The following is a 24636-nucleotide window of genomic DNA, read 5'->3' on the forward strand; positions in this document are numbered from 1 at the left end:
CCCATGGCATGCGGCAGCGGAGAGCGGGTGGTCTTTGTCCACGGCACGGACAGCTTCGGTGCAGCGGCCTGGCCGCACCAGCACCGGCTGGCCGGACGCTACGACTGCCTGTTCCTCCGCCGCCACGGGTTTGACCTGCAGTCCGACCCGCTGCCGACCGACTTTGATCAAGACAACCGGATCATCGGCCGGCATCTCGGCGAGGGCGCCCATGTGGTGGCACACGCGCAGGGCGCCGTCGCGGCCATGATGGCCGCCGTGGAGCACCCGGATAAGGTGCATTCGCTGACGCTGTTCGAGCCGGCATGCTTATCCCTGACCGCCGATTTGCCCGCCACCCGGGCCTACCGCCAACGGCTGGAGCCATTGTTCGCTGCCCGCGGTGAGCTGACCGACGAGGAGTACCAGCGCGAGTTCGTCCGGCTGGTGGTCGGGGCCGAAGCGCTGCCGCTGACCACCGCGGCCGACCGGGCACAGGCCACGCGGGAACGGCTGCAGGCACCGCCGTGGAACGCGCCGCTGCACATTGTCCCAGGTCTGCCCACGCTGGTGGTCACTGGCGGCTGGGAACCGCTGTATGAGGAAGTGGCCCACTACCTGTCCGGCACCGGCGCCATCCACCGCCACGCCGGCGGGCACCACCGTCCGCAGGACACAGCCCAGGGCCATGCGCTGCTGGAAGCCTTCCTGGCCGGCCAGGCACTGCCGGACTGACCGGAGGATTTCCGCCCGTCGCTGCGCAGCCGGACCGACCAGAGGTTGCTAGCGTTGAGCTATGAACCAAACAGGCTGGGAACCGGCGTCCGGACAACTGTGGTGGCCATGGCCGCTGGACGAGGCCGGAGTGGCGGCACTGCAGCAGCAACTCACCAACCGGTCCCTGCTGGGCGCCTTCGCCGGCGGAGTCCCGCAGCCCGGCGACAGCGTGGTGTCCCTGCTCCTGGCCGTCAACACGGAGCAGCGCGCGGCGGTCTTGGATACCGCCGGCAAAGCGGTACCAGGCCCGGACGTCGCGGCGCTGGTCCGCGGGCTCTCCGCCGATCTAGGGGCGGCTGTGGAGATTGACGGCGTCGAATACGAGGCGCCGGCACCGGAAGCCGCGCTGGAACTGGAAGCCGTGCCCGAACCGGACGACGCCGAAGAGTTCGAAGCGCCGGATGCCGCCGAGCTGCGCACCGTACTGGTGGGAAAGTTTCGGCGCGAGGATCTGATGATGTTCGGTGCAATCAACGGCGTGGAAGTCCACGTTTTGGAGTCCGGGAAGGGAAGCGCTGACCAGTCTGCGTCCGGGCAGCGCATCGTGCTGGTCCACGGCGAGGCGGCGCCGGGGCTCTACAACTGGCCGGCCTCCGCCAAACCCATCGTGGCGTTGATGGATCTGGACGGTTTCCGTGCGGTGGAGGCATGGCTGCCCGGAACCCGCCGCGACCCGGATACTAGTTTCTGGCACGCTTGGGAGGGGCCGGCCAAGCCGTTCCCGTCGGCCTCCCGCGCCGACGCCGAGGCACTGCGGCTGCTCGGCCGGATTGTGCATCCCGAAGGCCCCGATCCGCGGCGGCTCAGCGAAGTCCTCGGACTGGAGCCGGGCGCCGTTCAAGGACTGCAAGAGCTGATGGCCTCGCCGGACGAGCCGGGGATCTTGGCCCGCGCCGGCCAACTCCTGGAACTGCCGCCGGTCGCCGCCCGGCTGGCCGAAGGATCTCTGCCGCCTGACAGGGTGCCCGGAATGGAGACCCTCCCGGTCCAATCAATCGGCAAAGCTCTGCTGGAACTGGCCAGCACCCCCGCCGAAGGGAGGGGGCCGCTGGCCGCCTGGCAGCGCGCCGTCGTCGCACGCCCCGGCATGTTGGCCGGCAGCGCCGCCGCCGCGACCGCCGGAGCCGCGCTGCTGTTCCGGGCCGCGGGCCGGAAACCGGCCAGCGCCCGGTTGCTGCGCGCCGGTGCCCTGGGCCTGGTACTGCAGGCCGCTGGGGACGTGGCGTTGGGCAGCTACCTGGCTTACCGTCGGCGCCGCTGATACCCGGAAACCCCGGCCAGACGTTCGACGGCGTCGAGTCCGGCCTCCGTGCCTGGCCAATGCCGGCGCAGCGGATCCGGTCCCGCCGACCGAACCATCGCGCGCAGCAGCCAGGCGGCCACCAACACGTCGTCGGCGTAGCCGAGCACCGGGACGAAGTCGGGAACCAAGTCGATGGGTGAGGCCAAATAGGCCAGCAGCAGGAGCGGTAGCAGCCGCGTGCGGAACGGCAGTTCCGGGTCGGCCGCCAGCCGGCGCAGCAGACGTAGCAGATCGGGCAACAGGCGCAAGGCGTCCCGCATGCGGACGGTGTCCGGATGACGCCGCGCGTACCCCCACAGAGCCAGGAGCATCAGGGCATACAACAGCGCCAGCCCGCCGGCCACGACGAGGACGGGTTCCCACCATTGCATCGCGGCATCCTGACTCGAAGTGACTCTTAGGAATCAGGTTACCGGCCCGGGCCGCGGCGGGATCGGCCGGAGGCTGCCCCATGCCGGCAGGATCGGCCGTCGGCCGGCCGGTACCGCCAAGTTCGACTGCCGGCCGGGACCGGCGTCGAAATCAGCTACCGGTCCGCCCGATGGCGCTCTTCCGAACCGGCGGAGTAGCGCGGCCTTCACCCCCGAAACAGGGGACTGGAATAAACGTGAAGCTTCAAGTATTATATTTACATGAACTTTCAAGTAAACCCCCAGGACCTGCTCTCCGCCGACCTCAGCATGGGCACCGTGATGCTCAAGGTGGGGGACATGAAGAACATGACCAGCTACTACCAGCAGGCGCTGGGGCTGGACCCTGTCTCCGAGGGACTCGGCGGGGTTTTCCTGGGCCGCGGCACCACGCCGCTGCTCCACCTGGCACCGGCCAACGGGCTGCAACTGCCGTCCCGCGGAGAGGCCGGTCTGTTCCACACTGCCTTCCTGTTCGAGAACCAGTCTGACCTGGCGGCCACCGTAGCCACCGCCGCGCAGACCGATCCCTCCCGCTTCACCGGCAGCGCCGACCATCTGGTCAGCGAGGCGTTCTACTTCACCGACCCGGAGGGCAACGGCATTGAGCTCTACTGGGACCGCCCGCGCGACCAGTGGTCGTGGAACGAGACCGCCGAGGGCAAGGAAGTCCACATGGACAGCCTGGCCCTGAACCCGCAGACCTACCTGCAGAGCCACCTGACCGAGGCGTCGCTCGCCAGCCAGCGCCAGTCCGGCGCCGGCATCGGCCACGTGCACCTCCAGGTCGGCGACACCAACATCGCCGAAGAGTTCTACGTGAAGACCCTGGGCTTCGAGCGCACCGCCGGCTGGCATGGCCAGGCGCTGTTCGTCGCTGCCGGCGGCTACCACCACCACATGGCCATGAACGTCTGGAACAGCCGCGGCGCAGGCCCGCGCAAGGACACCCTGGGTCTGGGCGAAGTGCTCATCCATGTGCCGGCCGACGACGAGGTGGGCGCCTTAGCCGAGCGGCTGACCAGCGCCGGCGTCTCGCATCACCACACCGGCGCCGAGCTGCGCTTCGAGGATCCGTGGCGCAACCAGCTGCGCATCGCCGTCGGCTAACCGGAAACCCGCCCGCTGCGGCTAGGCTGAAAGAGAACCATCGGTCTAGCCGCGGAAGGGCTTGCATATGTCCGGAACCACCGAAATCTTCGTTGCCACCCACGATGCCGCCGTCCGGCGCGCCGCGGAACTCGAGGCCAGCGTCGAATCCCGCGGCGAAACCGACGGACCCATGGCCGCGGTCGGGGATGCGCCCAGCCTCCGGCTCAATGGCGTCACCGACCTGGAGGTCGAGATCCTCGGCGGCCTGGCCGCTAAGGCGGTCGGAGCCGCCGGCGGCGAGTCGCTGGACATGGCCGACGTCTCCAGTGACTACCTGATGGTGGCCTCGGATGGCATGGTCCAGTCGCTGGCTGAACTCTTGACCCATACCGACGACGCCGGTGCCTCCTTAATCCCGGAGGTCGCCGCTCTGTGGGCTGCCGAAGAGGATATGCCGTTCAGCGGCGAGATCGCCGAGGACCACGTCCGCCGGATCGCGGAACTGGCGTCGCAGGCCGAGCAGGCCGAACGCCAGCAGCTCTACGTCTGGTCCAGCACCGCCGAAGCCTAGCCTCGGTGGCCGACCCATTCGGTGGCCGGCAAAGTGAGCGTCTGCTATTGCCCCGCCCGGTGGTCGACCAAGTGAGGGCCAGCGATTGCCCGCCCGGTGGTCGACCAAGTGAGCGCCAGCGAACGCGCGGAGACCGCGCAAAACCAAAGCACCGCCGTCGAGTCGCGCGGATTGGTTCCTATCTGGCACAATAGACAGGTACTCGATCTGCGCGGCCCCTCTCTCCGTGTATGCATCTTGTCCTTTGAACCCCAACCATGGCCCGCCCCACGGGAGCAGACATACGGGTTCGCCCATTTTCAGAACCAGGAGTGACCACAACAGTGGCCGTAAAGATTCGCCTTAAGCGCTTCGGTAAGAAGTTCTCTGCCCACTACCGCGTCGTTGTCATGGATTCCCGCGCCAAGCGCGACGGCCGTGCCATCGAAGAGATCGGGCAGTACCACCCGACCGAAGAGCCCTCGTTCATCGAGATCAACTCCGATCGCGCTCAGTACTGGCTCGGCGTCGGCGCCCAGCCGACCGAACAGGCTGCAGTCCTGCTCAAGATCACCGGTGACTGGCAGAAGTTCAAGGGTATTGAGGGCCAGGAAGGCACTCTCAAGACCAAGGAAGCCAAGGAAGCCTTCGTGGCTCCCGAAAAGGGCTCCGTGATCATCCCCGAGGCCATCACCCCGAAGGCCAAGAAGGAAGAAGCTGCCGAGGCTCCGGCCGAGGAAGCTGCAGACGAAGCCGAAAAGGCTGAGTAATGCTGGCTGAAGCGCTCGATCATCTGGTCCGCGGGATCGTTGACAGTCCCGAGGACGTCAAGGTCACGCAAAAGAACAACCGCCGCGGTGACATCATCGAGGTGCGTGTTCATCCGGAGGATCTGGGCCGCGTCATCGGCCGCCAGGGCCGCACCGCCCGCGCACTGCGCACCGTGGTGAACGCCTTGGCCGATGAGCAGGTCCGCGTCGACGTGGTGGACACCGACCGCCGACGCTGATCCGGATCGGCGCTGCCCGGCGTCATGCCAGGCACCCATTCCATAACCTCCGGCCCCTGTACCAGCTAATGGTCCAGGGGCCGGACGTTTTTCACCCCACGGACGTTTTCCCAAGGAGTCTGCATGCAGCTACAAGTTGCCCGGATCGGCAAGCCCCACGGCATTCGGGGTGAGGTCACCGTACAGGTATTGACCGATGCTCCCGCTGACCGCTTCGTGCCCGACGTCGAACTGACCGTGGAGCCGGCGAGTCTTGGGCCGTTGACCGTGAGCAGCGCCCGCTGGAACAAGGACATCCTGCTGCTGGGCTTCCATGAAGTCTCGGACCGTAACGGTGCCGAAGAACTCCGCGGCGCCAAGCTCTTCATCGATACCGACGACGTCGAGGACGACGACGATGCCTGGTACGAACACGAACTGGTCGGCCTCGACGTGCGCGTGGGGGACGAGGTAGTGGGCAAGGTGTCCGGGCTGAACACCATGCCGGCCCAAGACCTGCTGGTCGTGGAAAACGTCAAGGGCGAGGAAGTCCTGGTGCCCTTCGTCGAAGCCATCGTGCCGGAGGTCGATGTGGAAGCCGGTTTCGTCCGGCTCACCCCGCCGGCCGGGCTGTTTGAGCTGAACTCGCCCGACGCACAGGAAGCCCCCGACGACGGCGAGGGGGAGCGCTAAGTGCGCATCGACGTCGTCAGCATCTTTCCGGAGTATCTGGCAGCGCTGGATCTGTCGCTGATTGGCAAAGCCCGGCAGGACGGACTCCTGGCGTTGAAGGTGCATGACCTGCGCGACTTCACCACCGACCGCCATCGCACCGTGGACGACACCCCGTACGGCGGCGGTGCCGGCATGGTGATGAAGCCCGAACCCTGGGCCCTAGCCCTCGAATCGCTGGTCAACACCCCGTCGGCCGACCAAGTGAGCGCCTCCCCGGTGGTCGACCAAGTGAGCGCCAGCGAACGCGTGGAGACCCTAGCAAAGCCCGCCTCCCCGGTGGTCGACCAAGTGAGCGCCAGCGAACACGTGGAGACCCACGTGGAGACCCAAGCGCATCCCGCCGCTGCCCGCCCGATCCTGATCGTTCCCTCGCCCGCCGGCGAGGTCTTCAACCAGGCCCTTGCCTACGAACTCGCCCTCGAGGACCATCTGGTCTTCGCCTGCGGCCGGTACGAAGGCATCGACGAGCGTGTCCTTGAGTGGGCCGCTGAGCACTTCCGGGTGCGCCCGGTCAGCCTCGGCGACTACGTGCTCAACGGGGGAGAAGTGGCCGTGCTGGCCATGGTTGAAGCCGTGGGCAGGTTGGTGCCCGGCGTCGTCGGCAATCCCGAATCGCTGGTGGAAGAGTCGCATTCGGACGGGCTGCTGGAGTACCCCGTCTACACCAAACCGTCGGACTGGCGCGGCCGCGGCATTCCGGACGTGTTGCTGAGCGGCAACCATGCCAAGATCGCCCGGCACCGCCGCGACGAACAACTGCGCCGCACCGCCGAACGCCGGCCGGACCTGATTCTGGCGCTGGATCCGGAGACGCTGGATAAGGCGGACCGCGCCACTCTGGGCTCGCTCGGCTACATCATCACCCCGACGCAGATCCGGCCGGTTACGTCGGAGTCAGGGGTTGCCGTCGAAGCGACCCCGCACACCCCCTGATCTCGTAGCCAGGGGGAGATCTGCCCGCCATGTCAGGGGTTGCCGCCAACGACCTCGCAGGGGCCGCAGAGGTCGGAGCAGGTATTGGATCGCCGCGGAATTAGAGCTTCGGCCGCGCCATGTGGCAAAATAGAGGATTGTGTCCGCTGGGCGCGATCCTGCCACAGGGGGAGCGCTGCCAACAGTTGGATTCGCCGGCCGCCGATTCCCGGACGGGCCGGTTCTTGAATTTCGGCAGCGACTGTTGCAGGGTGCGCCCTGGCCGTCGCGCCGTAACCAAAGTGAATGACCTGTGGCGTTCACCAGGAGTGAGAAATGCATATCCTCGACTCTGTCGACGCAGCATCCCTGCGCGACGTTCCCGAGTTCCGCGCCGGCGATACCGTCAAGGTGCACGTGAACATCATCGAAGGCAAGACCGCTCGTATCCAGGTTTTCCAGGGTTACGTGATGGGCCGCCAGGGCCATGGTGTCCGCGAGACCTTCACCGTCCGCAAGGTTTCCTTCGGCGTGGGCGTGGAGCGTACCTTCCCGGTACACTCCCCGATCATCGACCACATCGAGGTCGTAACCAAGGGCGACGTTCGCCGCGCCAAGCTGTACTACATGCGCAAGCGCCACGGTAAGGCTGCCCGCATCAAGGAGAAGCGCGACTTCGGCACCGCCAAGTAAAGCTGCCCACAGCAGCTTCTTGACTTAGGCAGTGCAGCAAATCTCTGGTTCCCCGGACACTTCCGGGGAACCGCCAAGACGCCGGTCCGGACTTCCGGGCTGGCGTTTTGTGTTGGCCATCGTGGTCTGCGCGGTGGTGCTCAGTGCCATCGTGCGGGCAACACTGGTGGACGTTTACTACATTCCCTCCGGTTCCATGGAGCCGCTGCTGGAGACCGGAGACCGGGTGCTGGTCTCGCGCACCGACTACCACTTCGGTGAAATACGGCGCGGCGATCTGGTGGTCTTCGACGGCCGCGGCTCGTTCGCACCGTTCAACAGCGGCAACTCCCCGTTTGTGGATCTCCTGCAGCAGGCCGGCCAGTGGCTGGGCGTCGCCGGCAGCGACACCATCTACGTCAAGCGCGTGATCGGGCTGCCGGGGGACACCGTCAAATGCTGTGGTCCGGACGGCCGCCTGCAGGTCAACGGTGAAGCGGTGGAAGAGGACTATATTTTCGACGGCGACGCGCCCAGCGATATGGAGTTCTTCGTCGAGGTGCCCAAAGATAGATTGTGGTTGATGGGGGACCACCGCTCCGCCTCGGCGGATTCCCGTGCCCTCCTGGGGGCGCCCGGCGGGGGTATGGTTCCAGTTGAGCGGGTCATCGGCCGGCCGCTGAGCATCATCTGGCCGTTCGACCGGACGGCCGGTTTGGACCGGATACAGTTGGGTTCCCAGCCGGCGGACCAGCCCGCGGAGAATTGAGGATAGTGAGCATGAACCAGGACGACCCGAAGGACACTGGCGGGTACCAGCCGGACGCCTCCGGGCCGCAGAAACGCGATCGCACAAACCGCGAACGCAAGAACACCGGGCGAAACTCGCTGTTGTCGTGGCTGAAGGAGATCGCCACGATCGTCGCGGTCGCCGTCGTGCTTTCTTTCCTGATCAAGACGTTCCTCTTCCGTGCCTTCTTCATTCCGTCCACCTCAATGGAGGACACGCTGGAAGTGGACGACCGGATTTTCGTCAACCTGTTGGTGCCGCAGCCGTTCGCGCTCACCCGCGGCGATGTGGTGGTCTTCCAGGACGACCTCAGCTGGCTGCCTCCCAACGGGGAGCACAATGCCGGCAACTGGTTCCAGCAGTTCCTCACCTTCGTCGGCCTGATGCCCGACGCCTCGCAGCAGCATTTGGTTAAGCGCGTCATCGGCATGGGCGGAGACCATGTGGTCTGCTGCGACGCCGACGGCCGGATCTCGGTCAATGGCGAACCGCTGGACGAATCCCCGTATCTGGCTCCCGGCTCTGACAACACGCGGATCCCCTTCGACGTGACCGTGCCCGAGGGTAAAATCTGGGTCATGGGCGATAACCGGAATCATTCCGCGGACTCGCGCGAGCACCAGGACGAATCCTCTAAGGGCTTCGTTGACGTGGAATCCGTTGAGGGCAAGGCCAGCGTCATCGCCTGGCCGCTGGACCGCCTGAGCTTCCTGGGCAACTATCCGGAAGTGTTCGACGGCGTTCCGGCACCTTCCGCGGCGGCCGGCGCCGAGCCGCCCGCCATCACCCGTCAGAACGAGTCGCCGTGACATCCAAAGCCCCCACGCTGCGTTTTGAGCGTTCGTTCGTCGAGGCCGGACACCGCCTGGTCGCCGGTGCGGATGAGGTGGGCCGCGGCGCCCTTGCCGGTCCGGTCAGTGTAGGGATGGTGGCCATCGACGCGACCTCGGCCAAGCAGATCCGCGGCGTGCGGGACAGCAAGCTGCTCACCCCGGCCGATCGCGTGGCCCTGGTGCCCAAGATCCAGAAATGGGCGCTGGCCTACGGCGTGGGCCACGCCAGCGCCGCGGAGATCGACACGCTGGGCCTGATGGCGGCCATGCGGCTCGCCGGCGCCCGCGCCTGGGGTCAGGTACTGGCCACAGCCCGCCCGGACATCGTGATTTTGGATGGGAACCACGACTGGCTCTCGGCCGGAGAGCCGTCGCTGTTCGACGACGCCGCCCAGCCTGGCTGCGACGCCCCGGTCCTGACCCGGATCAAGGCGGACCTGCAGTGCCTCAGCGTGGCCGCAGCCAGTGTGCTGGCAAAGGTTGAGCGCGACGCGATGATGACCGGCTATGCGGCCGACCATCCTGAGTACGCTTGGGAGATCAACAAGGGCTACGCCACGGCCGCACACCGCGCGGCCCTGCTGGGCGTCGGCCCGTCCGATCTGCACCGCCGGAGCTGGCGGCTGACCCCGGAGCAGCCGCTGATGCCCGCGGTTGACATCGCCAACTAAACACCGCCAGCCAATCTGGGGCAGGATGGACACATGAGCGCCGAAGACCTTGAAAACTATGAAACCGATATGGAGCTGCAGCTCTACCGGGAGTACCGCGATGTCGCCGGCCTGTTCAGCTACGTTGTGGAGACGGAGCGACGCTTCTACCTGGCGAACCACGTTGACCTGCAGGCCCGCTCGGCCGACGGCGAGGTCTACTTCGACCTGACCCTGCAGGACGCGTGGGTCTGGGATGTCTACCGCTCCGCGCGGTTCGTGAAGTCCGTCCGCGTGATCACGTTCAAGGACGTCAACGTCGAGGAGCTGACCAAGAACGACGACCTGACCCTGCCCAAGGACGGCCTCGGCGGCTGAGCTTAGCTGCCGAACTACTGGGCACGCCGGCGGTCCGCGCGTTCCCGCAGCAGGCTGAATGCAACGACGGCGGTGCAAAGGTGCAGCGGTAGGGTCACGGCAAGCGCGGGGCCGGCCAACTCCAGTTCCACACCCGTCGCGCCCGCCCCCCAACAGGATCCGGTTGACGGTCAGGAATGCCAGGTGTGCGCCGATGCAGGTCCAGATACTTGACGACACCGTGGCTTCGCGGGCGAAGATCAGCAGCATGCTGAAGCCGGCCAGCATGGCATAGTAGGTCAACGCTCCCTCTTCGGCGGGCGCGAGTGAGGGGAGCGGTTCCGAGCCGGCGAGCCCGCTCAGCAGGGCCTGCAAACCTAGGGCAATCGGCGGGAGTGCCAAAAACGCCGCGGAGGCCAGCAGAGCTGCGACGCCGCGGGAGCAGCGCGACCGCAGTGCCGTGAGGGCGTAGCATGGCGGCGCAGTTGGTCCCGCGGATGGATAGTTCTTCGTGCAGCGCTTCCAACAGCAGGGCGATCGCCGTGTTGACAGCCAAGAATGTCAGGAACTCCAGTGGATCGAAGCCGATCCAGCTAATGCCCCCGATCAGGGACACCCCGGCGACGATAAAAGCGCCGCAGCCGGATACGACGGCCGCGCCCAGCAGTAGGGAATTCACGCTGGTCCGAAGGCCGGTGAGCCCGATCCCAGACGAACGTCTCCTGTCCCCACGGAGGCGAAGTAACAGTATGGCCGGCACCACTACGACCGAAACCAACGCCGCCGGAAGCAGCCTTTCGACAAAGCTCCTGCCATCACCCAGCCACGCCGTCAGCAGCCCGGCCGCAGCCAGCGCAACTGCCGTCACCAGCACGGCCAGCGGCAGCCCGCAGCAAGGGGCACAGGCAGCGGCGTGCGCGCAGTGGCAAGAAAAGGCGGGGACATCGCAAGCGATCCTGCCATCGTCCGCCTCCCACCGCAATGCGGAACGAACGGACCGGGAGATCCTTGACCGTTGAGTAGTCGTGCATTGTCCTGCAGACATCGCGAAGCAGAACCATGCATCATCAGGCCACGCCGGCAGAAGGCGGGAGCAGCCAACCAACGGAAATCAGTGAGACGCCAGCGGCTCTTCCTGACTCGCCCTTCACAGGCTCTCTCCCATTGCGGCCTGTCCACATTCGGGCCTTTCGTTCCGCCCTCCACTGATGCACCCCACCAAGCTGGAGAGCATGAGAGCGAAGGATGAACTCGGGCGGCGCGGCGAGGAGATAGCCGCGGCCTATTTGGCGGGGGCCGGCCAGCGCGTGATCGACCGCAACTGGCGAAGCCCGGACGGGGAGCTGGACCTTATCACCGTGGACGGCACCACCATCGTGGTCTCCGAGGTAAAGACGCGCCGCAGCACCGACTACGGCCACCCCTTCGAGGCCATCACCGGCGCCAAGGTCCGGCGGCTCCAGACTTTGGGCCACCAGTGGCTGCGCGGCCACGGCATGGCCGGCACCGCCGTGCGGGTGGACGCCGTGGCGGTGCTCTACGGGCAGGCCCGCTGGCCAGTGATCGAGTACCTGAAGGACGTCGGCTGATGGGCCTCGGGCGGACGTTCTCCGTCGCACTGGTGGGCCTGAACGGGCACATCGTGGAGGTCGAGGCGGACATCGGACAGACACTTCCGGCGTTCGTGCTTCTGGGGTTGCCGGATGCGTCCCTGTCCGAAGCCAAGGAGCGGATCAAGGCCGCCGCGAAGAACGCCGGTGTCCCGCTCAGCCGCCGGAAGATCACTGTCAATCTGGTCCCGGCTTCGCTGCCGAAAAAGGGTTCCGGCTTTGATTTAGCCATCGTTCTGGCAGCCCTTCAAGCCGCGGACGACATCCGCCCCACCGGCCGTACGGTATTCCTGGCCGAGCTCGGGCTGGACGGACGGCTCCGGCCGGTGAGCGGGGTCCTGCCGGCTGTCATGGCAGCTGTGGACTCGGGATATTCGCAGGTAGCCGTCGCCGCGGCCAATGCCGAGGAGGCCGCTCTGGTGCCGGGTGCGGAAGTACGCAGCTTCGAGACGCTGGCCGAGGTGCTCCTGGCCTTCGGGGCGGATCTCGACCGGCTCAACCTCGCCGCGCCGGGACCTCGCATGGAACCCACTCCGGCTGCCACTGCCCTTGCCGGTCCGGCACCGGATCTGGAAGACGTTGCGGGCCAGCACGAAGCCCGGATGGCTTTGGAAGTGGCCGCCGCGGGCGGGCACCACCTGCTGCTGGTCGGCCCGCCGGGTGCTGGGAAGACAATGCTGGCCGAACGGCTGCCCGGCATACTGCCCGACCTCCCTGACCATCACGCCATGGAGGTCACCGCCATCCACTCCCTGAGCGCCACAGCGGCGCCGCTCACCGAACTGATCCGGCGCCCGCCCTATGAGAGCCCGCACCACACCGCCACCGCCGTGTCCATCATCGGCGGCGGTTCCGGCCTGCCCCGACCGGGTGCCGCTTCAAGGGCCCACCGCGGCGTGCTTTTCATGGACGAGGCGCCGGAGTATGACCGCCAGGTCCTTGACGCCCTGCGCCAGCCGCTGGAAAGCGGAAAGCTGGTGGTGCACCGGGCCGCCGGAAGTGCCGCATACCCGGCACGCTTCCAACTGCTGATGGCCGCCAATCCTTGTCCGTGCGGGCTTTCCGGAGCCAAGGGACTGGGCTGTACCTGTACGGCCGAGCAGAAGCGCCGCTATTTTGGCAAGCTCTCGAATCCCTTGACCGACCGCATCGACCTGCAATTAACCTTGCAGCGTCTGACGGTGGGAATGATGGCCGCCGGCACCGGCCGGGAGAGCAGCGCGGTCGTCGCCGGCCGGGTCGCCACTGCCCGAATGGCCCAGCAGGAGCGGCTTGGCCGGTGGGGGCTCGGACTGAATTCGGAGATCAGCGGGGAACTGCTGACCGGCAAACTGCGGCCTTCTCCGGCCGTCACCCGCGACCTGGATCGTGCCATGGAGAGGGCGGTGCTGACCGGGCGCGGCTATACCCGGGTCCTGCGCGTGGCATGGACGCTCGCGGACCTAGCCGGCCTGGACCGGCCGGACCGGGACACCGTCAGCACCGCGCTGACCTTCCGCCAACAGCTCAAGGCGGCCTGAGCGTGTTTTCCCCACCAGCGTCGACGACCAGCTACCAGGAGATGACCAGAATGACGCAATTGCCCTCCGACGACGAGCGGCTGGCCCGGGCGGCGCTGTCCCGGCTGATGGAACCGTCGGACTGGATCGGACTCGCCTTGATTGCCGTTGCCGGTCCGTTCGATGCGCTGCGCATCGCCACCGGTCAGGTGAGCGTTGGGCACGGTCTGCAAGCGGAGTTGCTCAGGACCCTGGACCGGCAGGCCGCGACGGGCACCACGCAGCCGCTGTCCGATGCCTTGGAACGCTGGGGACCGCGGGTTAAGGATCTAGCGCCGGAACGCGACCTTGCTGTCGTGGGCAGACTTGGCGGCGCGTTGCTCATTCCCGGAGATGCAGTCTGGCCTGCAGCCCTAGCCGACCTCGGGCTCGGAGAACCGCTCTGCCTCTGGGCACGAGGCAGGTTCACAGATGGCATTCCGGCAGTCGGAGCAACGGTGGCCGTCGTCGGCTCCCGTGACAGCACCAACTACGGCAACCAGGTGACAGGCGACATCAGCAGCGGACTTGCGCAGCGGGGTTACTGCGTCATCTCCGGCGGCGCCTATGGAATTGACGCCCAAGCTCATCGATCAGCACTTTCCACGGAGGTGGACCACGTCCCGACCATGGCCGTCATGGCCGGCGGTCTCGACCGCTACTACCCGGCAGGAAACGAGGAACTGCTTCGGGCCATCGCCAGCCGGGGGATCCTGCTGGCCGAGGTTCCGCCCGGTGCCGCACCAACACGTTGGAGGTTCCTTCAAAGAAACAGGTTGATCGCAGCGCTGGCGGCGGCCACCATCGTTGTGGAAGCGCGGTGGCGCTCCGGCGCTCTGAACACTGCGCATCATGCCGCTGGCCTTGGCCGAGGCGTGGGCGCGGTTCCTGGATCCGTCTACAGCGCGAACTCGGCCGGTACACATCGATTGCTGCGCGACGGCAGCGCAACGGCCATTACCGACGCGGCGGAAGCTGCCGAACTCGCTGGACCCGTTGGAACCGCCCTCGAATCGGGAACTCAGGAAACGTTGGCGGATCACGACGGTCTCGGCGTGGACGACTTGCTGCTGCTGGACGCCCTGCCGGTTCGCCGCGGAAGCACCGTGGACAAGCTCGCCACAGTCGCTGGAATCCCGGTCCGCACCGTGCTGGCTGGCCTCGGGCGATTGGAAGCGGCGGGGCTCGCCGTGCAGGATGCCGGCGGCTGGCGGCGCGGAAGGAGGGGCTGAAGGCCGGACCGCGACACCTGTCGGTGACGATCAGGCGGACGATGACAGAACCGGCGAGCGGATTCGACGCGGACGGGACAGAAAGATCGGGGCCATGCCGTGCGCCTGCTTGAGTTCCTCTGGCCCTGACAGCAAAGTGAAGGGATGAGCTCTGCAGATAATCCCGAAGTGCAGGGCACAGACCCACTTCCGAGGGCTTTTGATACGGCTCTGGACGGCTTCGCCCGCTATCTGAGTGCTGAACGTGCCCGGTCGGAACACACCGTTCGCGCCTATCTGACCGACGTCCGGCACTTGCTCGGCTACGCGGCGGAGGCTGGCGCCACCACACTCTCGGACATTACCCTCGGGACCTTGCGCTCTTGGCTCGGTGCGATGAACGGTGCAGGCATGGCCAGGTCCACGCTGGCGCGGCGCACTGCGACGGCGCGCAGCTTCATGGCTTGGGCGCTGCGGGAGGAGCTCATCCGCACCGACCCATCGCTTCGGTTGAAGGCACCCAAACGCAACAGTTCGCTGCCGACCGTGCTGCGGTCGGCCCAGGTGGACGAGTTGTTCCGCACCCTCGCCGAGGAAGCAGCCGACGGCCAACCGCTGCCGCTGCGCGACCGGGCGATGATCGAACTGCTCTATGCCACCGGGATCCGGGTCAGTGAATTGGCTGGCCTCGACATCGACGACGTCGACAACGAACGGCGGACCATCCGGGTATTGGGCAAAGGCAACAAGGAGCGCACCGTACCGTTCGGGCTGCCGGCCGCCGTCGCCTTGGATGACTGGCTGCGCCGCGGGCGCCCCAAACTTGTTGGGGGAGACAGCGGCCCGGCCGCGTTCCTGGGCCAGCGGGGGAAACGGGTGGACCCGCGACAAGTACGCTCCGTGTCGGCCAGGCTGTTCGCACTGCTGGGCGATACCTCGGCCACAGGGCCACACGCGCTGCGGCACAGCGCGGCCACCCACCTGCTGGACGGGGGAGCGGATCTGCGTGCCGTCCAGGAAATTCTGGGTCACAGCACCTTGGCCACCACCCAGCTCTACACCCACGTCTCTGTCGACCGGTTGCGCAGCAGCTACCAGCAGGCGCACCCGCGGGCTTAGCTACCGGGCAGCCGGAGCCAGCGGTAGCGGCAAGGGTGTACCGGGAGCGGGCGCACCAGCGGGCGTAACCCCGGGAAGCGAGAGTCACTGGCCGAGGGAAGACTGAGCCGGGATCGGGATCCGTCGGCTCAGGGCCCCGAACAGGCCTGCTTGAGCCGAATCCGCGACACGCAATGGCACATTGGTAGTTACACTGGCGCAATTAGCCGCCGTACGGCACAATGAGGATCGAAAGCGTCGGAAACAGCAGTACTGACATGTTCCACCTGTCGCAAGGCTGAAGGTCGTTGGGGAAGACGTACCTACAGCAAATGGAGGATGGGATGTCTGTTGTGATGACTCGTGGCGTGCTGTTTGTGCATTCAGCACCTTCGGCATTGTGCCCTCATATCGAGTGGGCCGTCGGATCGGTCGTGGATAAGCGCACCGATCTCGAGTGGACCGCTCAACCCGCCGCGCCCGGAATGTACCGGGCAGAGCTGTCGTGGGTCGGGCCCCAAGGGACCGGCGCCATGCTGGCTTCTGCCCTGCGCGGCTGGGCGCACCTGCGCTATGAAGTGGCCGAAGAGCCGAGCCCAGGCGTCGACGGCGGCCGCTGGTCGCACACCCCCGAACTCGGGATTTTCCACGCGATGACTGACGTTCACGGCAATGTCATGGTGAGCGAAGACCGCATCCGCTACGCCTACGAGGCCGGTGCCGGCGACCCCGCCGCCGTCTACCACGAACTGTCCCTCGCCCTGGGCGAGGCCTGGGACGAAGAACTCGAGCCGTTCCGCCATGCAGCCGAAGGCGCCCCCGTGCGCTGGCTGCATCAAGTCGGCTAACCGCGGGCTTCAACCCCTCCTCCAACAACGCAAAAGGGAGGGCGACCGGTAAACACCGGCCGCCCTCCCTTTCGTGCTGCCCGCGGGCAGCTCACTCAACTACTAGACGTTGCGGAACACGACGACGGCGTTGTGTCCGCCGAAGCCGAAGGAGTTGTTCAGCGCAATGATGTCGCCCTGCGGCAGGTCGCGGGCGGAGGTGACAACGTCCAGCGGGATCTCCGGATCCTGGTTGTCGAGGTTGATCGTCACCGGAGCGCGGCGTTCGTAGACGGCCATCACGGTCATGACGGACTCCACGGCGCCCGAGGCCCCGAGCAGGTGACCGGTCTGCGACTTGGTGGCGGAGACAGCCACGTTGGAAACATGGTCGCCCAGTGCGGCCTTCAGCGCGGTGTACTCCGGCTTGTCGCCCACCGGGGTGGAAGTGGCGTGGGCATTGACGTGCACCACGTCGGTTGCCTGCGCCCGAGCGTCGAACAGGGCCGCCTTCAGCGCCCGGGTGGCACCCAGTCCTTCGGGGTCCGGAGCGGTGATGTGGTAGGCGTCGGCGGTGACGCCGGAGCCGGCCAGTTCGGCGTAGATCCGGGCGCCGCGGGCCAGAGCATGTTCCTCGGCCTCCAGCACCAGCGCACCGGCGCCTTCGCCCATCACGAAGCCGTCGCGGTCCAGGTCATAGGGGCGCGAAGCGCGCTCGGGGTCATCGTTGCGTTTGGACAGCGCCTGCATGGCGCTGAAGGCGGCGATCGGCATCGGGTGGATCGCAGCTTCTGCACCGCCGGTCATCACCACGTCGGCTTTGCCGGCGCGGATCAGTTCGATGCCCATGGACATCGCCTCGGTGCCGGAAGCACAGGCGGAAACGGGGGTGTGCGCGCCGGCGCGGGCGCCTAGGTCCATGCTGACAGCGGCAGCGGGGCCGTTGGGCATCAGCATCGGAACCGTCATCGGCAGCACGCGGCGGGGGCCACGGTCACGCAGCGTGTCCCAAGCGTCGAGCAGCGTCCAGACGCCGCCGATGCCGGTAGCGAAAGCCACGGCCAGCCGGTCGTGGTCCACCTCTTCGATGCCGGAATCCTTCCAGGCTTCGCGCGACGCGACGACGGCGAACTGGGTGGAGGGATCCATCCGCTTGGCTTCGACCCGGGTCAGTACTTCGTCGGGGCGGTTGCTGGCCTTGGCGGCGAACGTCACCGGCAGCTCGTACTTGGCCACCCAATCATCTTCGAGGGTATGGGCCCCGGAAACGCCCTTGAGGGCATTGCGCCACATCGTGGGGACGTCGCCGCCAATTGGGGTGGTGGCGCCGAGGCCGGTGATGACTACTTTGCGTGCCATTGATTCAGTCTCTCAATAGTGATTGGGCGATAAATCTGGTGCGGCGGCCGGACTGGGGGATCACCCGCCGGCCGCCGAATCCCGGGCGGGCCCGGGCAACGCGGAACTAAGCCTGGGCGTTGACGATGAAGTTGACGGCGTCGCCGACGGTCTTGAGGTTCTTGACCTCTTCGTCCGGGATGCGCACGCCGAACTTTTCCTCGGCGTTGACCACAATGGTCATCATCGAGATGGAGTCGATGTCCAGGTCATCGGTGAAGGACTTGTCCAGCTCGACAGCCTCCGGGGCCAGGCCGGTCTCTTCGTTGACGATCTCGGCCAGACCGGCCAGGATTTCTTCGTTGCTAGCCATGGTGGCTCCTTTTCTTGTGCTGCCGGACGGTGTCCGGACGGGGTTTCAAGCCGCGTTTTGCGGCCTGGTTCTGGTGGGAATGTAGGGGAGGGCCCGACTACCGCAAGGCAGTCTACGGCAGGACGATGACCTGCGCGCCAAAGACCAAGCCGGCGCCGAAGCCGATCTGCAGGGCCAGTCCACCGGAGAGCGCGGGGTTCTCCTGCAGCAGGCGGTGGGTTGCCAAGGGGATCGAAGCGGCCGAGGTGTTGCCGGCGTCGGCGATGTCGCGGGCGACGACCACGCTCTCGGGCAGCTTCAACTGCTTGACCATCTCGTCGATGATGCGCATGTTGGCCTGGTGCGGGACGAAGGCGGCGAGGTCTTCCGGCTGCAGGCCGGCGGCTGCCAGCGCCTGCTTGGCCACCTTGGCCATTTCCCACACGGCCCAGCGGAACACCGACGGCCCGTCCTGGCGCAGCGTCGGCCAAAGCTTGGTGTCCTTTTCGTCAAAGGTGTCGGAGACGGCGGACAGCGAGCCGGCGGCCTCGGCGGCCAGCGACAGTTCGCGCACCGAATTGAGCGAGTGGGTCATGCTGATGGTGTCCCACTTGCTGCCGTCTGAGCCCCAGACCGGCTTGCTGATGCCCGGAATGTCGGAAGGGCCCACGACGACGGCGCCGGCGCCGTCGCCGAGCAGGAAGGAGATGGTCCGCTCGGTGTTGTCGATGACGTCGGAGAGCTTCTCGGCGCCGACCACCAGTACATAGTCGGCGGTGCCGGACCGCACCAGGGCATCGGCCTGGGCAATGCCGTAGCAGTAGCCCGCGCACGCGGCGGAGATGTCGAAGGCGGGGGCCGGGGTGGCGCCCACCCGGTCGGCCAGCGCAGCGGCGGCTGACGGCGTGGCGTACGGATGCGACACGGTGGAGACGATCACGGCTCCGAGCTGGTCGCCAGGGATGCCGGCCTGGGCCATGGCTTCCTTGGCGGCGCCTTCGGCCATGTCCAGCACGGAGGTGTTGGCGTTGGCGCGGTGGCGGGTGACGATTCCGGTCCGCTGGCGGATCCATTCGTCGGAGGAATCGATCCACTGGCAGACGTCGTCGTTGGTGACGATGACGTCGGGACGGTAGGCGCCGATGCCCAGCACGCGAGAGAAGTCGCGGAGCGGGGTCTGCTGGATGACGGGGGTGCTCACTTCTCGGATTCTCCAGACATGCTGTTCAGGACGGGGGTCTGTTCGGTGTGTTCGGCGATGAAGGCCCGGGCTGCGTCCAGGTCCTCCGGCGACTTCAGCGACATGGTGGCTACGCCCTTCATGCCGCGCTTGGCGAGCCCGGCCAGGGTGCCGGCCGGCGGCAGCTCCAGTAGGCCTGTGATGCCGACGGACAGCATCTTCTCCATGCACTTGTCCCAGCGGACCGGGCGGGAGACCTGGGCGATCAGGCTGTCTAGGTTCTCTTCGCCGCCGACGACGGGTTCGCCGTCGTAATTGGAGAGCAGGGTCAGCGAAGGCATCGCCGGCTTCAGCTGCGGGCGCAGGTTCTCCAGGGCGCTGACCGCGGGGGCCATGTGCTCGGTGTGGAAGGCGCCGGCGACCTTCAGCGGGATGACGCGCGCCTTGGCGGGCGGGTTCGCGGCGAACGCCTGCAGCTGCTCCAACGTGCCGGCGGCAACCGTCTGGCCGCCGCCGTTGGCGTTGGCCGGGGTCAGGCCGGCGGCCTCGATGGCGGCCAGCACTTCGTCCGGATCGCCGCCGAGTACGGCGCTCATGCCGGTGGGGGTCTGCGCGGCGGCACGGGCCATGGCGTTGGCCCGCTCGCGCACAAAGTTCATTGCATCGTTCTCGGTCAGCGCGCCGGACACAGCGGAAGCGGTGATTTCGCCGACCGAATGACCCGCGACGACGGTGGACAGGTCCAGTGCCTCGTCCGCAGTGAGGGTGCGGGCAGCCAGCAGGCCGGCGGCGACGATCAACGGCTGGGCGACGGCGGTGTCCTTGATGGTCTCCTCATCGGACACGGTGCCGTGGGAGAGCAGGTCCAGCTGCGCGATGTCGCTGAGCAGCCCGAGGTGTTCGGCCACGCCGGGTACCTCAAGCCAGGGGCTGAGGAATCCGGGCGTCTGGGAGCCCTGGCCTGGGCAGACTATTGCAAGCACGTATTCAAGCTTTCCAAAGAGGAGATGGTTTCCACGGTGTTTCGGCACACGAAGCTCGCCGGACCGCTTTGTAGGAAGTCTACAAGGTAGTGTCGATTGCCGCAGGCTATCACCGGGAGGACGAGCGGTCCTTCGGGCCCCTCGCCGGAGCGATCAGGCGGCCCACGCCGAGCGCGGTCTGGAGCACAAAGGCCTCCCGCGGCAGCAGCGGGTCCCAGCCGGTCACGTCGCAGACCCGCCGGAGCCGGTAGCGCACGGTGTTGGCGTGGACAAACAGTTCGCGCGCGGTGGCTTCCAGCGAATGCCCCAGGGACAGGTAGCTGGAGAGCGTTTCCACCAGCCCGTTGCCGGCGTTGACCAGCGGAACGTAGATGTACTTATAGAGGTCCCGGCGGGCAATATCGTCGCCGGACATCACCCGTTCGGGCCACAGGTCGTTGGCCGCCACCGGCCGCGGCGCGGCGGGCCAGGCCTTCGCGGCGCTGAGCCCGGCGAACGCGGCCTGCGCCGAGCTGCTGGCGTCCACCAGCGAGCGGGCCTCCGGTCCGTAGACCACCGGGCCGGGCCCGAAGAGGTCGGCCAGCCGGACGAACGCGGTGTCCTGGTCCGTCACCCCGCCCAGCACCAGGATCAGCCGGTCGCCCTGGATGCCCACCAGTGTGTCCGCGGCATAGCGGGAGCTGGCGCGGCGCAGCTCGGTCACGAAGCTGGGCCCCGGCTCGCCGGGGGAGCCGCCCACCATCACCGTGATCGGGCCTGTGGTCTTCCAGCCGACCGCGGCAATCCGGGAGCGCAGCGCATCGGAGCTTTCGCCGCGCAGGATCGCATCCACCACCAGCGCCTCCAGCCGGGTGTCCCACGAGCCGCGGGTCTCGGCAGCACGCGCATAGACGTCCGCGGCGGCGAAGGCCACTTCGCGCGAATAGCGCAGCACGGCTTCGCGCAACTGGGCCTCGTCGCTGCCGCCGGCCAGGTCCGGGACTTCGTCTTCCACCGCTTCGACCACCACGCGGATCAGCTGCAGGGCGCGCTGCAGGCTGATGGAGCGGGTCAGCTCGGTGGGGGCGGTGCCGAACACGTCGTTCATCACCCAGGCGGGGGAGGTGGGGCGTTCGTACCAGGTCACGAAGGACGCGATGCCTTTCTGCGCCACCAGGCCCAGCGCGGACCGTTCATCCGGCCGCAGCCCGCGGTACCAGGGCAGGTCAGAGTCCAGCCGCTTCAGCGTGGCGGTGGCCAGGGCGCCGATTTTGGACCGCAGCCGCTCCAGCGTATCGGGGTTGCCGGTGGCAGCGCGGTCCGCCTTTCGCCCCGCGGCGGCGCGGCGGCGAGCGGGGGCCGGGGTCGACGCCGGCTTCTTCCCGGCGGCCTCTGCAGCGGACCCGGCAGCGGACTCGGCAGCGGCCTCCGCCGCGGCATCATCGGCTTGCTGCCCGGCTGCAGCCGCGGCCGCCGAGGCGGGCTGCGCAGGAGGCTGCGCGGCAGCTCTGGCGGTGTCGGTGCGGGCTTGGGGCATGCAATGAGCATACGCACTCGCCGGTGCAAGCTCCATTCGGTCTTTTGTGTGGTTCCTACTAAAACAGGCGGCGGACCCGGCCGTGAAAGGCCGGGTCCGCCGCCTGGATAGTGGCGCTGTTGCCGGGTTTAGGAGTCGCCTCCGGCGTTGCCCGAGGTGCCGGCGTTGACGTCCATCAGCCGGTACTTCTCGAACGCATCCTTGGGCACACTCGCGTCGACCTCGCCGCGGCGGGCCAGCATCTGCAGCGCGCGGACCACAATCGAGTGGCTGTCGATCTTGAAGAAGCGCCGGGCAGCGGCACGGGTGTCGGAGAACCCGAAGCCGTCGGCGCCGAGGGTGGCGAACTCGTTCGGCAGGTACTGCCGGATCTGGTCCGGCACCGCCGCCATGTAGTCGCTGACCGCCACGATCGGGCCGGTGGCGCCTTCGAGCTGCTGGGCGACGAACGGCTTGCGCGGCTCCGAACCGGGGTTCAGGAAGGCATCTTCCTCGGCGGCCAGGCCGTCGCGGCGCAGCTCGTTCCAGCTGGTCACGGACCAGACGTCGGCGGAGACGCCCCAGTCCTCGGCGAGCAGCTGCTGGGCTTCCAGCGCCCACGGCACGGCCACACCGGAGGCCAGCAGCTGGGTGCGCGGCCCGTCGATCTTCGCCGGAGCCAGCAGGTAGATGCCCTTGACTACACCCTCGACGTCCAGTTCCTCGGGTTCCGCGGGCTGCACGATCGGCTCGTTGTACACGGTCAGGTAGTACATCACGTTGGGATCCGGATGGTTCCCGCCGTACATGCGCTCCAAACCGGCCCGCATGATGTGCCCGATCTCGTAGCCGTACGCCGGGTCGTAGGTGACCACGGCCGGATTGGTCGAGGCCAGGATCGGGGACTGCCCGTCGGCGTGCTGCAGGCCTTCGCCGGTCAGCGTGGTCCGTCCCGCGGTGGCACCGATCACGAAGCCGCGTGCCATCTGGTCGGCGGCGGCCCAGAAGAAGTCGCCGGTGCGCTGGAAGCCGAACATCGAGTAGAAGATGTAGATCGGCACCAGGGCCTCGCCGTGGGTGGCGTAGGACGATCCGACGGCGGTGAAGGCGGCCACGGAACCGGATTCATTGATGCCGGTGTGCAGGATCTGGCCCTGCGGGGACTCCTTGTACGCCAGCACCAGGTCACGGTCCACGGACAGGTAGTTCTGGCCCTTGGGGTTGTAGATCTTCGCGGTCGGGAAGAACGAGTCCATGCCGAAGGTCCGGGCCTCGTCCGGGATGATCGGCACCACGCGGGCACCGAATTCCTTGTCCCGCATCAGGTCCTTGAGCAGCCGGACGAACGCCATGGTGGTGGCGGCCTGCTGCTTGCCGGAGCCGCGCTTGGCCACTTCGTAGGCCTTGTCGTCGGGCAGGTGCAGTTGCTTGTGCTCGGTCCGGCGTTCCGGTACGGACCCGCCCAGGGCGGCGCGGCGTTCCATCAGGTACTTGATCTCCGGGGCGTCGGCGCCCGGGTGGTAGTACGGCGGCCGGTACGGATCGGCTTCGAGCTGCTCGTCGCTGATCGGGATGCGCAGGTGGTCGCGGAAGTCCTTCAGGTCCTGCAGGGTCAGCTTCTTCATCTGGTGGGTCGCGTTGCGGCCCTCGAAGTGCGTGCCCAGGCCGTAGCCCTTGACCGTCTGGGCCAGAACCACGGTGGGCTTGCCCTTGAACTCGGTGGCGGCGCGGTAGGCGGCGTAGACCTTGTGGTAGTCGTGGCCGCCGCGCTTGAGGTTCCAGATCTGCTCGTCGGTCATGTCCGCAACCATTTCCTTGGTCTGCGGAGTCTTGCCGAAGAAGTGCTCGCGGACGAACCCGCCGGACTCGGCCTTGTAGGTCTGGTAGTCGCCGTCGAGGGTGGAGTTCATGATGTCCACCAGCGCGCCGTCGCGGTCCTTGTCCAGCAGCGCGTCCCACTCGCGGCCCCAGGTCACCTTGATCACGTGCCAGCCGGCGCCGCGGAAGAAGGCCTCCAGTTCCTGCATGATCTTGCCGTTGCCGCGCACCGGTCCGTCCAGGCGCTGCAGGTTGCAGTTGATCACGAAAGTGAGGTTGTCCAGCTTTTCGTTGGCTGCCAGCTGCAGGAAGCCGCGCGACTCCGCCTCGTCCATCTCGCCGTCGCCCAGGAACGCCCAGACATGCTGGTCCGAGGTGTCCTTGATGCCGCGGTTGTGCACGTAGCGGTTCAGCTGCGCCTGGTAAATGGCGTTGGCCGGGCCGATGCCCATCGAGACGGTGGGGAATTCCCAGAACTCGGGCATGGACCGCGGGTGCGGGTAGGACGGCAGCGCGTGGCCCTCGCGGGACTTCTCCTGCCGGAAGCCGTCCAGGTCCTCCTCGGTCAGCCGGCCTTCCATGAACGCGCGCGCGTACATGCCGGGGGAGGCGTGGCCCTGGAAGAAGACCTGGTCGCCGCCGCCGGGGTGGTCCTTGCCGCGGAAGAAGTGGTTGTAGCCCACTTCGTAGAGAGTGGCTGCGCCGGCGTAGGTGGAGATGTGCCCGCCCACGCCGATGTCGGGGCGCTGGGCGCGGTGCACCAGCATGGCAGCGTTCCAGCGCATCCACGCGCGGTAGCGGCGCTCGACTTCCTCGTCGCCGGGGAATTCCGGTTCCTGGTCCACCGGGATGGTGTTCACGTAGTCGGTGGTGGTGACCATCGGCACGCCAACGCTCTGCGCACCTGCGCGCTGCAGGAGGGAGCGGACAATGTACTGGGCCCGTTCGGTGCCCCGGGAATCCACCAGGTCGTCGAAGGACTCAATCCATTCGGCGGTTTCATCGGGATCGCGATCCGACAGCTGGCTTGTCAGCCCGCTCAGGATGTGCGAGGTATCTTCTCCTGCGCTCACGTCCAACCTCTCATACGTGCAGATTGTGTCTGCGCTTTACGTGGCATAGCGACCCGGCGCAAGGT

Annotated in this window: 25 protein-coding genes; 18 read left to right on the plus strand and 7 right to left on the minus strand. The window is 67.2% G+C overall.

The features are described from left to right. Nucleotides 1-3: 3 nt before the first annotated feature. Together AB0N75_RS13285 and AB0N75_RS13290 are read left to right on the plus strand one after the other, a co-directional pair. Nucleotides 4-714: an alpha/beta hydrolase gene (locus AB0N75_RS13285; protein ID WP_364650526.1), complete on the plus strand. Its 711-nt coding sequence runs from the start codon at nucleotides 4-6 to the stop codon at nucleotides 712-714. A 61-nt stretch (nucleotides 715-775) separates the two neighbouring features. Further along, nucleotides 776-2017: a hypothetical protein gene (locus tag AB0N75_RS13290; RefSeq protein WP_364650529.1), complete on the plus strand. Its 1242-nt coding sequence runs from the start codon at nucleotides 776-778 to the stop codon at nucleotides 2015-2017. Here AB0N75_RS13290 and AB0N75_RS13295 read toward each other — a convergent pair. Continuing rightward, nucleotides 1999-2430: a YkvA family protein gene (locus tag AB0N75_RS13295; RefSeq protein ID WP_364650531.1), complete on the minus strand. Its 432-nt coding sequence runs from the start codon at nucleotides 2428-2430 to the stop codon at nucleotides 1999-2001. The two genes, AB0N75_RS13290 and AB0N75_RS13295, sit on opposite strands and share 19 nt — an antisense overlap. Before the next feature lie 261 nt (nucleotides 2431-2691). On the opposite strand from AB0N75_RS13295, the gene AB0N75_RS13300 reads away from it, so the two are divergent. The 16 genes from AB0N75_RS13300 to AB0N75_RS13375 all read left to right on the plus strand — a co-directional run bounded on the left by AB0N75_RS13300 (nucleotide 2692) and on the right by AB0N75_RS13375 (nucleotide 16353). Then, nucleotides 2692-3579, plus strand: a complete 888-nt coding sequence (locus tag AB0N75_RS13300; RefSeq protein WP_364650534.1) for a VOC family protein — start codon at nucleotides 2692-2694, stop codon at nucleotides 3577-3579. A gap of 67 nt (nucleotides 3580-3646) precedes the next feature. Next, on the plus strand, nucleotides 3647-4132 hold the full coding sequence (locus AB0N75_RS13305) for a hypothetical protein (RefSeq protein ID WP_364650537.1): 486 nt from the start codon (nucleotides 3647-3649) through the stop codon (nucleotides 4130-4132). A 323-nt stretch (nucleotides 4133-4455) separates the two neighbouring features. Then, nucleotides 4456-4881 carry a 30S ribosomal protein S16 gene (gene rpsP / locus AB0N75_RS13310; RefSeq protein ID WP_364650768.1) on the plus strand — a complete coding sequence of 142 codons (426 nt, stop codon included), beginning with the start codon at nucleotides 4456-4458 and terminating at the stop codon, nucleotides 4879-4881. Next, nucleotides 4881-5120: an RNA-binding protein gene (locus tag AB0N75_RS13315; RefSeq protein ID WP_127514794.1), complete on the plus strand. Its 240-nt coding sequence runs from the start codon at nucleotides 4881-4883 to the stop codon at nucleotides 5118-5120. The genes rpsP and AB0N75_RS13315 overlap by 1 nt, the downstream gene beginning before the upstream one ends. 123 nt (nucleotides 5121-5243) lie before the next feature. After that, the gene (gene rimM / locus AB0N75_RS13320) at nucleotides 5244-5792 is read left to right on the plus strand and encodes a ribosome maturation factor RimM (RefSeq protein ID WP_364650540.1); all 549 of its coding nucleotides are present in this window, start codon (nucleotides 5244-5246) and stop codon (nucleotides 5790-5792) included. After that, on the plus strand, nucleotides 5793-6767 hold the full coding sequence (gene trmD / locus AB0N75_RS13325; RefSeq protein ID WP_364650543.1) for a tRNA (guanosine(37)-N1)-methyltransferase TrmD: 975 nt from the start codon (nucleotides 5793-5795) through the stop codon (nucleotides 6765-6767). It abuts the gene before it with no gap. A gap of 315 nt (nucleotides 6768-7082) precedes the next feature. Further along, the gene (gene rplS / locus AB0N75_RS13330; protein WP_127514798.1) at nucleotides 7083-7439 is read left to right on the plus strand and encodes a 50S ribosomal protein L19; all 357 of its coding nucleotides are present in this window, start codon (nucleotides 7083-7085) and stop codon (nucleotides 7437-7439) included. Between the two features lie 40 nt (nucleotides 7440-7479). Beyond that, nucleotides 7480-8187, plus strand: a complete 708-nt coding sequence (lepB, locus tag AB0N75_RS13335) for a signal peptidase I (protein WP_364650771.1) — start codon at nucleotides 7480-7482, stop codon at nucleotides 8185-8187. An 11-nt stretch (nucleotides 8188-8198) separates the two neighbouring features. Continuing rightward, complete coding sequence (gene lepB / locus AB0N75_RS13340; protein WP_364650546.1) at nucleotides 8199-9017, plus strand: signal peptidase I; 819 nt, start codon at nucleotides 8199-8201, stop codon at nucleotides 9015-9017. Next, the gene (locus AB0N75_RS13345; protein WP_364650549.1) at nucleotides 9014-9712 is read left to right on the plus strand and encodes a ribonuclease HII; all 699 of its coding nucleotides are present in this window, start codon (nucleotides 9014-9016) and stop codon (nucleotides 9710-9712) included. The genes lepB (AB0N75_RS13340) and AB0N75_RS13345 overlap by 4 nt, the downstream gene beginning before the upstream one ends. Nucleotides 9713-9745: 33 nt before the next feature. Continuing rightward, entirely contained in the window at nucleotides 9746-10069 is a 324-nt protein-coding gene (locus AB0N75_RS13350) for a DUF2469 domain-containing protein (protein ID WP_127514805.1), read from the plus strand. Between the two features lie 1202 nt (nucleotides 10070-11271). Beyond that, entirely contained in the window at nucleotides 11272-11637 is a 366-nt protein-coding gene (locus tag AB0N75_RS13355; protein ID WP_364650774.1) for a YraN family protein, read from the plus strand. After that, entirely contained in the window at nucleotides 11637-13178 is a 1542-nt protein-coding gene (locus tag AB0N75_RS13360; protein ID WP_364650552.1) for a YifB family Mg chelatase-like AAA ATPase, read from the plus strand. The genes AB0N75_RS13355 and AB0N75_RS13360 overlap by 1 nt, the downstream gene beginning before the upstream one ends. 50 nt (nucleotides 13179-13228) lie before the next feature. Beyond that, nucleotides 13229-14428, plus strand: a complete 1200-nt coding sequence (locus AB0N75_RS13365) for a DNA-processing protein DprA (RefSeq protein ID WP_364650777.1) — start codon at nucleotides 13229-13231, stop codon at nucleotides 14426-14428. Between the two features lie 144 nt (nucleotides 14429-14572). Next, nucleotides 14573-15526 (plus strand): tyrosine recombinase XerC, encoded by a 954-nt coding sequence (locus tag AB0N75_RS13370; RefSeq protein ID WP_364650555.1) that lies wholly within the window; start codon nucleotides 14573-14575, stop codon nucleotides 15524-15526. A 323-nt stretch (nucleotides 15527-15849) separates the two neighbouring features. Continuing rightward, nucleotides 15850-16353, plus strand: a complete 504-nt coding sequence (locus tag AB0N75_RS13375) for a DUF3145 family protein (protein ID WP_353918298.1) — start codon at nucleotides 15850-15852, stop codon at nucleotides 16351-16353. A gap of 102 nt (nucleotides 16354-16455) precedes the next feature. Here the strand turns inward: AB0N75_RS13375 and fabF are convergent, their stop codons facing one another. The 6 genes from fabF to aceE form a co-directional block, all read right to left on the minus strand. Then, nucleotides 16456-17691, minus strand: a complete 1236-nt coding sequence (gene fabF, locus AB0N75_RS13380; RefSeq protein WP_364650559.1) for a beta-ketoacyl-ACP synthase II — start codon at nucleotides 17689-17691, stop codon at nucleotides 16456-16458. Nucleotides 17692-17797: 106 nt separating this feature from the next. Next, nucleotides 17798-18043, minus strand: coding sequence for an acyl carrier protein (locus AB0N75_RS13385; protein ID WP_136786952.1), 246 nt, complete (start codon nucleotides 18041-18043; stop codon nucleotides 17798-17800). Nucleotides 18044-18155: 112 nt separating this feature from the next. Beyond that, the gene (locus AB0N75_RS13390; RefSeq protein ID WP_364650562.1) at nucleotides 18156-19223 is read right to left on the minus strand and encodes a beta-ketoacyl-ACP synthase III; all 1068 of its coding nucleotides are present in this window, start codon (nucleotides 19221-19223) and stop codon (nucleotides 18156-18158) included. Then, entirely contained in the window at nucleotides 19220-20185 is a 966-nt protein-coding gene (locus AB0N75_RS13395; protein ID WP_364650565.1) for an ACP S-malonyltransferase, read from the minus strand. The genes AB0N75_RS13390 and AB0N75_RS13395 overlap by 4 nt, the downstream gene beginning before the upstream one ends. 109 nt (nucleotides 20186-20294) lie before the next feature. Further along, a complete protein-coding gene (locus AB0N75_RS13400) occupies nucleotides 20295-21701 on the minus strand; it encodes a helix-turn-helix domain-containing protein (protein WP_364650568.1) in 1407 nt (468 codons plus the stop codon). 128 nt (nucleotides 21702-21829) lie between these two features. Beyond that, entirely contained in the window at nucleotides 21830-24571 is a 2742-nt protein-coding gene (gene aceE / locus AB0N75_RS13405) for a pyruvate dehydrogenase (acetyl-transferring), homodimeric type (protein ID WP_364650571.1), read from the minus strand. Nucleotides 24572-24636: the final 65 nt, after the last annotated feature.

Origin of the sequence: Arthrobacter sp. NPDC089319, assembly GCF_040684925.1 — a bacterium.
Lineage (GTDB): Bacteria > Actinomycetota > Actinomycetes > Actinomycetales > Micrococcaceae > Crystallibacter.

Coding starts and splice junctions, on each gene's coding strand:
- AB0N75_RS13300 (WP_364650534.1), top strand. CDS start 2,692: ATGAACTTTCAAGTAAACCCCCAGGACCTGCTCTCCGCCGACCTCAGC.
- AB0N75_RS13360 (WP_364650552.1), top strand. CDS start 11,637: ATGGGCCTCGGGCGGACGTTCTCCGTCGCACTGGTGGGCCTGAACGGG.
- AB0N75_RS13365 (WP_364650777.1), top strand. CDS start 13,229: ATGACGCAATTGCCCTCCGACGACGAGCGGCTGGCCCGGGCGGCGCTG.
- AB0N75_RS13370 (WP_364650555.1), top strand. CDS start 14,573: ATGAGCTCTGCAGATAATCCCGAAGTGCAGGGCACAGACCCACTTCCG.
- lepB (WP_364650546.1), top strand. CDS start 8,199: ATGAACCAGGACGACCCGAAGGACACTGGCGGGTACCAGCCGGACGCC.
- AB0N75_RS13290 (WP_364650529.1), top strand. CDS start 776: ATGAACCAAACAGGCTGGGAACCGGCGTCCGGACAACTGTGGTGGCCA.
- AB0N75_RS13295 (WP_364650531.1), bottom strand. CDS start 2,430: ATGCAATGGTGGGAACCCGTCCTCGTCGTGGCCGGCGGGCTGGCGCTG.
- rimM (WP_364650540.1), top strand. CDS start 5,244: ATGCAGCTACAAGTTGCCCGGATCGGCAAGCCCCACGGCATTCGGGGT.
- AB0N75_RS13350 (WP_127514805.1), top strand. CDS start 9,746: ATGAGCGCCGAAGACCTTGAAAACTATGAAACCGATATGGAGCTGCAG.
- rplS (WP_127514798.1), top strand. CDS start 7,083: ATGCATATCCTCGACTCTGTCGACGCAGCATCCCTGCGCGACGTTCCC.
- AB0N75_RS13285 (WP_364650526.1), top strand. CDS start 4: ATGGCATGCGGCAGCGGAGAGCGGGTGGTCTTTGTCCACGGCACGGAC.
- AB0N75_RS13375 (WP_353918298.1), top strand. CDS start 15,850: ATGTCTGTTGTGATGACTCGTGGCGTGCTGTTTGTGCATTCAGCACCT.
- AB0N75_RS13305 (WP_364650537.1), top strand. CDS start 3,647: ATGTCCGGAACCACCGAAATCTTCGTTGCCACCCACGATGCCGCCGTC.
- AB0N75_RS13385 (WP_136786952.1), bottom strand. CDS start 18,043: ATGGCTAGCAACGAAGAAATCCTGGCCGGTCTGGCCGAGATCGTCAAC.
- AB0N75_RS13400 (WP_364650568.1), bottom strand. CDS start 21,701: ATGCCCCAAGCCCGCACCGACACCGCCAGAGCTGCCGCGCAGCCTCCT.
- fabF (WP_364650559.1), bottom strand. CDS start 17,691: ATGGCACGCAAAGTAGTCATCACCGGCCTCGGCGCCACCACCCCAATT.
- AB0N75_RS13315 (WP_127514794.1), top strand. CDS start 4,881: ATGCTGGCTGAAGCGCTCGATCATCTGGTCCGCGGGATCGTTGACAGT.